At 70.6% G+C, this 7,596-nt stretch carries 8 protein-coding genes and 2 pseudogenes; 7 read left to right on the plus strand and 3 right to left on the minus strand.

Annotation, left to right across the window (positions count from 1 at the left end):
• The first annotated feature begins 70 nt into the window (after positions 1–70).
• Positions 71–361: a helix-turn-helix domain-containing protein gene (locus ACIPLC_RS36995; protein ID WP_400477454.1), complete on the plus strand. Its 291-nt coding sequence runs from the start codon at positions 71–73 to the stop codon at positions 359–361.
• Positions 328–597: a hypothetical protein gene (locus tag ACIPLC_RS37000; protein WP_400477455.1), complete on the plus strand. Its 270-nt coding sequence runs from the start codon at positions 328–330 to the stop codon at positions 595–597. The genes ACIPLC_RS36995 and ACIPLC_RS37000 overlap by 34 nt, the downstream gene beginning before the upstream one ends.
• 60 nt (positions 598–657) lie before the next feature.
• Here ACIPLC_RS37000 and ACIPLC_RS37005 read toward each other — a convergent pair whose 3' ends face one another.
• A complete protein-coding gene (locus ACIPLC_RS37005) occupies positions 658–1,776 on the minus strand; it encodes an FAD-dependent oxidoreductase (RefSeq protein WP_400477456.1) in 1,119 nt (372 codons plus the stop codon).
• A gap of 54 nt (positions 1,777–1,830) precedes the next feature.
• Between ACIPLC_RS37005 and ACIPLC_RS37010 the strand changes: the two genes are divergently transcribed.
• From ACIPLC_RS37010 to ACIPLC_RS37025, 4 genes and pseudogenes are all read left to right on the plus strand, one after another.
• Complete coding sequence (locus ACIPLC_RS37010) at positions 1,831–2,523, plus strand: TetR/AcrR family transcriptional regulator (RefSeq protein WP_400477457.1); 693 nt, start codon at positions 1,831–1,833, stop codon at positions 2,521–2,523.
• A gap of 277 nt (positions 2,524–2,800) precedes the next feature.
• Positions 2,801–3,136 (plus strand): annotated as a pseudogene (locus ACIPLC_RS37015) (recombinase family protein); the annotation flags it as partial.
• 221 nt (positions 3,137–3,357) lie between these two features.
• Positions 3,358–3,585, plus strand: a pseudogene (locus ACIPLC_RS37020) (transposase); the annotation flags it as partial.
• Positions 3,586–3,813, plus strand: a complete 228-nt coding sequence (locus ACIPLC_RS37025) for a hypothetical protein (RefSeq protein WP_400477458.1) — start codon at positions 3,586–3,588, stop codon at positions 3,811–3,813. It begins immediately after the preceding pseudogene.
• A gap of 759 nt (positions 3,814–4,572) precedes the next feature.
• On the opposite strand, the gene ACIPLC_RS37030 is transcribed toward ACIPLC_RS37025, so the two are convergent.
• Positions 4,573–5,214: a TetR/AcrR family transcriptional regulator gene (locus tag ACIPLC_RS37030; RefSeq protein ID WP_400477459.1), complete on the minus strand. Its 642-nt coding sequence runs from the start codon at positions 5,212–5,214 to the stop codon at positions 4,573–4,575.
• Positions 5,215–5,274: 60 nt separating this feature from the next.
• On the opposite strand from ACIPLC_RS37030, the gene ACIPLC_RS37035 reads away from it, so the two are divergent.
• Positions 5,275–6,567, plus strand: coding sequence for an MFS transporter (locus ACIPLC_RS37035; protein ID WP_400477460.1), 1,293 nt, complete (start codon positions 5,275–5,277; stop codon positions 6,565–6,567).
• Between the two features lie 154 nt (positions 6,568–6,721).
• On the opposite strand, the gene ACIPLC_RS37040 is transcribed toward ACIPLC_RS37035, so the two are convergent.
• Positions 6,722–7,414, minus strand: coding sequence for an MFS transporter (locus ACIPLC_RS37040; RefSeq protein ID WP_400477461.1), 693 nt, complete (start codon positions 7,412–7,414; stop codon positions 6,722–6,724).
• Positions 7,415–7,596 lie beyond the last annotated feature (182 nt).

The following is a 7,596-nucleotide window of genomic DNA, read 5'->3' on the forward strand; positions in this document are numbered from 1 at the left end:
GATCGCCCCGGCAGCGGATGCGGCAGGCTGCGACACGTCTGATCCACTTCTCCCGATCGGCCCGCCCGCCATGCCCGTTGCCCCGGCCCGCCCGATATTCCCGACCGCTGCCGAGCGCGAGCGGTTGAAGAAGATGGCCTACGGCCACAAGACCGAGTACCGGCTGCGGATGCGCGCGCAGGTCGTCCTGCGCGCGGCGCGGGGGCGCTCCAACGCGCGGATCGCCCGCGAGACGGGCCTGCACCTGGACACGGTCCGTGCCTGGCGCGGCCGGTTCGCCGACGGCGGGCTGTCGACCGCCTGGCCAGCAGGTTTCCGAACGCCGTCATGGCCCACACCCCCGTGCACGCCTCCTGGTTAAACCAGATCGAGATCTACTTCTCCGTCGTCCAGCGCAAGGTCGTCCAACCCAACGACTTCACCGACCTGCTCCAGGTCAGGGACCGGCTCCGGGCATTCGAAGACCGCTACAACGCCACGGCACAGCCGTTCCAGTGGAGGTTCACCACCTCCGACCTGGACGATCTGCTGGCCCGGCTCGACCGACACACACCCGCCGACCGACAAGAAGAATTCTCCGTCGCCCTGGCTGCCTGATCAACCCCCGAAGGGCCTCCGGAACCGACCACTTAGGGCTGGTGCTCTCGCGCTTGGCAGTCAGGATGGCTGGACTCGGTCGAAGTGGGCGAGGGCTTCGGCGGGGTCCGGGCTCACGAGGCGTTCCAGACCGGCCGTCGTGATCTTCGCCCACCTGCCGGCCCGTGCCCACATTCGTTCCTCGAAGGCGCGGACGGCCTCGTCCAGATCTCCAGAGCAGGTGGCGATGGACTCGGCGAGTTCGGCGCCTTCCAGCATGGCGAGGTTCGCGCCCGCCCCCAACGGGGGCATCAGATGGGCGGCGTCGCCCAGGAGCGTCACCCCGGGGACGTGGGTCCAGGTGTGGGACACGGGCAGGACGTAGAAGGGGCGGTGGACGAAAGCGGTGCCGTGGCGGAGAAGGTCGAGGACGGGAGCGGCCCAGCCGTCGAACAGGGCCAGCAGACTCGATCGCACGGCCTCGACGTCGGTCAGGTCCAGGTCCGTGTGCCAGTCCAGCGGCGCGCGGAACTTGGCGTACACCTTGACGTGGCCGCCGCTGTTGCGCTGGGCGACGAGGGAGCGGTTCACGCCGTACGCAGCCACGGAACCGTCGCCGATCAACCGGGCGAGGTCGGGGTGGCGGGTGTCGACATCGTCGAGGGAGGTCTCGACCGAGGTGACGCCGGTGTAGTGCGGCGTCACCGACGAGACTGCCGGGCGGATCCGGGACCAGGCGCCGTCCGCGCCGACCACGAGGTCGAAGGTCTCCTGTCGCCCGTCCGCGAAATGGACCCGTGCGCCATCCCGGGTCCCCGGCACCACCTGCGTCACGCTCCGGCCCCACTGGACGTCGAGAGGGCCGAGCAGCAGGTCACGGAGTTGCCCGCGGTCGATCTCGGGATTGGCCCGGTCATCCGGACGGGGTCGCCAGTCGCGCAGGACGGTCCCGTCCGTGTCCAGGATGCGCATGGCCTGCCCCTCGGGGCGGGACAGCGCCTGAAACTCCGCCAGCAGCCCCGCCTTGTCCAGCGCGAGCTGGCCCAGCCCTTCGTGGAGGTCCAGCGTGCCGCCCGGGGGGCGGGCGTCGGGGGCGGGATCGCGTTCGAGGACGACGACGGGGTAGCCGTGGTGGCGCAGCACACGGGCGAAGGTGAGGCCGGCGGGGCCGCCCCCGATGACGGCGATACGATGTCTCATAGCGATACACTGTATCCATTCAATGTGATGCATCGCAACAGAACGGTGATGACCATGACTGTCTGGGACCGGCCGGAGCCGCCGGCTCGCCCCGTGCCGCTCGACCGGGAGCGGATCGTCGCCGCCGCCATCGCGCTGGCTGACGAGGGTGGGCTGGAGGCGGTGTCGTTGCGCAAGGTCGCTGCCCGGCTGAACGCCGGCCCGATGCGGCTGTACGGATACATCTCCACCAAGGGGGAGCTGCTCGACCTCATGATGGACGAGGTCCAGGCCGAGATCCTCCCCGAGGAGTACCCCGGTGACTGGCGGGAGGCGCTGCGCATCCTCGCCCACCGCACCAGGCAGGCCGCTCTCCGTCACGAATGGCTGGCCGACCTGCTCGGCGGCCGCCCGACCCTGGGCCCCAACGGCCTCGCCGTGACCGAGGTCAAGCTGGCCGCCCTCGACGGCCTCGCCGACGCCGACACCGTCATGCGCGCCGTGGAAACCGTCAGCGCCTACTTCACCGGCGCGATCAGGCGCGAGATCGCGAACCTGCGGGCCGAGCGAGCCACGGGCCTGTCCAAGCGCGACTGGCAGCGCGCCTCCGGCCCGCATGTGACGAGAATGTTGGCCACGGGCCGCTTCCCGGCGTTGACCAAGGCCGTCCACAACGGCACGGACGTGGACGCCGAGACATCCTTCGCGACCGGCCTGGACTGGGTCCTCGACGCCGTGGCCGCCAAACTCACCCGGCCGCCGGCGTGACGCTCAGCTCTTGCCGAAGGTGAGCGAGGTTGGGGTCGGTGTCCACGGGCCGTGCGGGTTTGCGCCCCGACACTTCATAGCGTCGGGGCGCCGGGAGTGTCCGCTTCTCGGGTCGGGGCGTGGAAGGGTAGGCCGCAAGCCGGTGCCTTCAAGTACTCGGTGTCGGCACACGACGGCACCCTCAAGTGATCAACGCACCACCCACGGATGATCATGCGATCGTGGAGGCACAGGTGCGTGCGGGCGCTCGGGGCACCGGTGCAGCACGCCCGTCGCCGACCAGCAGCCGACCGACCGTCAGAACCTCGTCCTGGACGCGGCCGGGATCGAGGACCCGATCGTCTTCGAGAAAGAGGCTGGCACCTCCAGCCGCCTCCACCCGCTGGAACGACCGGAGTTCGGCGAACTGCTCGCCTACGCGCAGCCGGGTGACACCGCGCACATCTCCGAGATGTTCCGCCTCGTACGCGGCACCGGGCACATCCTCGACGTGCTCGACGTCCTCCACCGCGACCAGGTGGCGCTGCGCATCCGCGATGGGGCGTCTCCGCGATGGGGCGTCTCCGCGATGGGCCTCACCGCCCGCCACCTGCGCACCGGCGAACTGCTGTCCAACCAGGTCCACGACGAGCGTCGTACCGCTTCGCGCCAGGCCCGGACCGAGTGGCGAAGCGTCAAGGAAACGTCCGTCAAACGTCTTTCCCACAGCACCCGACACGGGCAGACTACGATCCGAACGAACAACCGGGAACATCGAGCGGCCCCGTGGAGGGGCTGCCGTCTCGCTGGTAGGGGAGCACTCCCACACTCGAGGACGGCTCCTACCTGTCGGAGATCGTCGCCGCGCGGAACCACTACCGCCGTGCGGACCCGGAACGGGTCCGGGTCGTCGAGTACACACTCGGCACCGACGATGGCGACGGCACCGTCTACCGGCTGATCACCAGCATCCTCGACCCCGCTGGGGCCCCGGCCGCCGAGCTCGCCGCGCTCTACGCCCAGCGGTGGGAGATCGAGAACACCCTCGACGAGATCAAGAACCGCCAGGGCGGCCCCAACCTCGTGCTCCGCTCGCAGCACCCGCGCGGCGTCGAGCAGGAGGTCTTCGCGTTCCTGCTGGTCCACCACGCCCTGCGTGACCTGATGCACCGGACCGCACTGCGGGACGGACACGACCCGGACCGGATCCCCTTCACCCGCACCCTTCGCATCGTCCGCCGCCACGTCACCGGACAGGCGGCGCTTTCCCCCCTCCCGACTCGCCCGGGCCACCACCCGGAGCATGCGTGAGATCACCGAACGACTCCCGCCCACAAGGCGATTGCGCTCCAACCCCCGCGTGATCGAACGCAAGATGTCCAACTGGGCACTCAAACGAACCGACCACCACAACCCATCCCGACCAAGACCCACTCCAAACGCCACAAAACAACCCAAATCACCGGCATTGCACCTAGAAGCGCTTTCTGCCCGCCGTCGCCGGTCCGTCCGTGTCATCCTGCCGAGAGGGCGGCCAGGGGAGAGCCGTCGGCTGTTCTCGTGGCATCGGGGGCGCGGTGGGATCCGATCGGTGTGGTGTGCGCGGTGGCTGGACTCATCGGCGCGGGGCCGCTGCGGTGGCTGCCCGTCAGGGGAGGGCGGACGGCCTGACGGCGGCGGGGTTCGCGGGGTGCGCAGGGGTTCGAAGGCCGCGCTGGTGGTGGTAGTCGTCGACTTGCACCTCGCCGGGGTGCTCGACGTCGACCGCCAGGGTCGGCTGCGACGGGTGGTGCACGCCTACCTGAGCAGGGCGGGATGCCACTGCGCCGGGCCGCGGACGACGTTCGGCCGGGCGCTGTCTGGACGGGTCCGTTGGTGGCCGCAGGCTCGCTCGGGCTGGTGTTCTCGGGCGGGTGCGTCGAGGGGCGCGGCCCAGAGCCGCGCATCAGGTCTTGCTGCTTGGTCTGGCCGTGCAGGAACCGGGTGTCCGCGCTCCAGCGCAGGACCGGTTCGACGGCGCCGCGGCCCGGTACGGCTGGCCCCCCGTGTGTACGGGGAGACCGAAGGCTCCTACCTCGCCGTACGAGAGGTCGCCGGCTGACCTCCGCGGGTGCGGGGAGAACCTCCCGGGCCACGGCGCCGGACACGTGCGTCGACCCAGTCGCACAGTTCGCCGAGTGCGGCTGTGGACCTGTCGTGGTCTCCGGTGATCAGGTAGTCGTTCTGCAGGCTCGAGAAGGCGCTGTTGAGGAGAGTCGCGGTCGTCAGGGCGTCGTCCTCGGAGAGGCCCCGGAGCGTGAAGCAGGAGGCGACGAACTCGGCGCGGCCGCGGATGAACCCCGGCCCGGGGAGGACGAGCCGGCCGGCGGCGGCGAGTCCCTCGATCTCGCGGATGAGCCGGGTCATGGCCAGCTCCTGTGGGTCGAGGGTGCGCTGCCAGGCTGCCTTGACGATGACGCTGACCGGGATGGCGGGGTCGCGCCACGCGAGCGTTGCCAGGAGGGCCTGGTGCTGGCGTTCGTCGAGGCGGTCAAGGACTGCGGTGACCAGTGCCTGCTTGTCGGCGAAGTGGTGGGTGAGGACGCGCGTGCTCTGGCCCATCCCCTCGGCGAGGGTGCGCAGGGAGAAGTGGCCGATGCCGGTCGTGGCCAGCTGGTCGATGGCGGCATCGACGACTTCGCGTCGGCGGTCCGGGTTCACGGGTCGGGGCATGCGGCACCTCCTGCCCGAAGGCTCTCACATCATGAGGGAAACAACCGTTACCCTCACGGTGTGAACTCTTCTGTTGCCCGCAGGCCCTGGTGGCTCTACGCGTTGACGCTGGCGGCATTCGTCGTCCAGACCGACGACTTCATCATCGTCGGGGTGCTGCCGGAGATGGCGGCCGATCTCCGGGTCGCCGAGCCGACCGCCGGTCAGCTGGTGACGGCCTACTCCCTGGTGTACGCGCTGGCCGCCCCGGCGTGGTCGCTCGTCCTGACGCGCGTGTCCCGCCGCGCGGCGCTCATGTGCGCACTGGCCTTCTTCACCGCCGTGAACTTCGCCGTCCTCGCGGTGGGTTCCTACCCGCAGCTGATGGTCCTGCGGGTCCTGGCCGCCGGGGCCGCGGCCGTGGCCCTCCCCAGCGCGCTGGCCGTGGCCGGCGCACTGGCCCCCGCCGAGCGGACGGGACGGTACCTGGCCACCGTCATGCTCGGCCTCACGGGTGCCGTTCTGGTCGGTGTGCCCGCCAGCACCTGGATCGGAGCCGGGTTCGGATGGCGTGCGACGTTCACATCCTGCGGACTGATCGGCATCGCCGCCTTCGCGGGGGTGGCGCTGGCCCTCCCGGCCGTCGAGACCCCGAGGGGGCAACAGCGCGAAACCTTCGCCGGCCTCCTACGGCCGCTGCTGAGCGGAGCCGTCGCGGCCATCCTCGTCGTCACCGTGCTGGTGGTGGCCGGGAACCTGGCGTTCCAGACCTACATCTCCGTCTACATGGCCGACCTGGCGGGAGCCGGCCCGCGGACCCTTGCCGTCCTGCTGGTCTGTGCCGGTGTCGGAGGCATCGTCGGAACACGCACGTCCGGCTGGCTGGCGGACCGCTACAAGCCCCTGCGCGCCTTCGCCCTCGCCTGCGGCGTCTTCTGCACCGCGATGCTCGCACTCGGCCTGCTCTGGCTCGTCCGCCCGGTCCCCGCCGTGTTCGTCGCGGGCCTGCTGCTGGTCTGGTCGGCCTCGGCCTGGGCGGTTCCGCCCAGCATCCAGGTCCTGATGCTCTCTCGTTCCGGCACGCGGGCCGCGGCCCAGGCGATGGCCGTCAGCAGCAGCTCCGCGTACGTCGGCTCGGCCCTGGGAGGGGCCTTGGGTGGAACCGTCGTCGCCCTGGACGAAGGGCTGCTGTCGCTGGTCGCCATCGCGCTGGTGGCTGCCGGCCTCGTGCTGGCACTGCTGACGCTGCGTGTCCCGGTCACGGAGGACGAACCGTCCGCACCCGCGGAAGGCGAAGCCCCACGGGGAGGACGGCAGCACAGTGCCACGCCTGTGCGCAGGCCCCTCGAGGACGGCCCGCATCACCGTGCGTGACGTCTGCGGCCAGGCCGGGCCATCGGAACCGCCCCGCGGACGGCTACCCGCGGGCCCGGCCACCGTCGGGCGCGTCGCCGTGGAGACCCCCCGATCGGACCTCCCGCAGGTGGTGCAGCGCCGCCAGGCTGACGGCCGCGGAGGCAAGGACCAGTCAGGGCTCCGCCCACACCGAGCCCGTGAGCGCGATCAGACGATTGACGGCGATCGGCGCCAGGGCTCCGCCCACCATGACGCCCGCGTTGAACGCCAGCGCGACGGCCGTGAACCGGTACCCGGTTTCGAAGACTCCCGCCAGGTAGGCACTCAGCGGGCCGGAAAAGACCGCGCAGGCGAGCATCGACACGGAGAAACCGACGGTGATCAGTGCTGGCCGCCCGGTGTCGAGCAGCCAGATCAGAGGCACGGACCACACCGCGCACAGAATTGCGCCGACGATGCGCAATCGACGTCTGCCCAGCCGGTCGGAGAAATCGGACGAGAAAAATCCGGTTACGGCCTGAACGGATATCGAGACAAGCATCGCATGCGGCATGGTCGTCAACGGAACGTTCAGGGTGGTGGCCGCATAAGACAATGAGAAGGTCTGCGTCACGAAGTACAGGACGTTGCCGACAATCACCACGCCGGCGGCCAGCGCGAGCGCGCGAGGCTGCCGCCGCACAACCTCCATAAACGGCGTCTTCGATACCGCATCGCCGTCGGCGGCCGCCAGGAACGCCGGCGTCTCGGGGACCGACACGCGGACGAACAGTCCGACGGCCACCAGCACGAGACTCGCCAGGAAAGGAATCCGCCAGCCCTGGGAAGAGAACTGCTCGTCGGTCAGCCGCGGAGAACAGTCCATTTACCAGCAGGGCGCCCGGGGACGCGCCGATTCCGGGAAACGCGGAGTACAGCCCGCGGCGCTCCGGCGGTGCGCGCTCGATGGCCAGCACGGTGTCACCCATTCCCTCGCCGCCGAGCGCCGGGGGGGGGGGGGGGGGGGGGGGGGGGGGGGGGGGGGGGGGGGGGGGGGGGGGGGGGGGC

This window comes from Kitasatospora sp. NPDC086801 (assembly GCF_044745805.1).
Taxonomy (GTDB): domain Bacteria; phylum Actinomycetota; class Actinomycetes; order Streptomycetales; family Streptomycetaceae; genus Kitasatospora.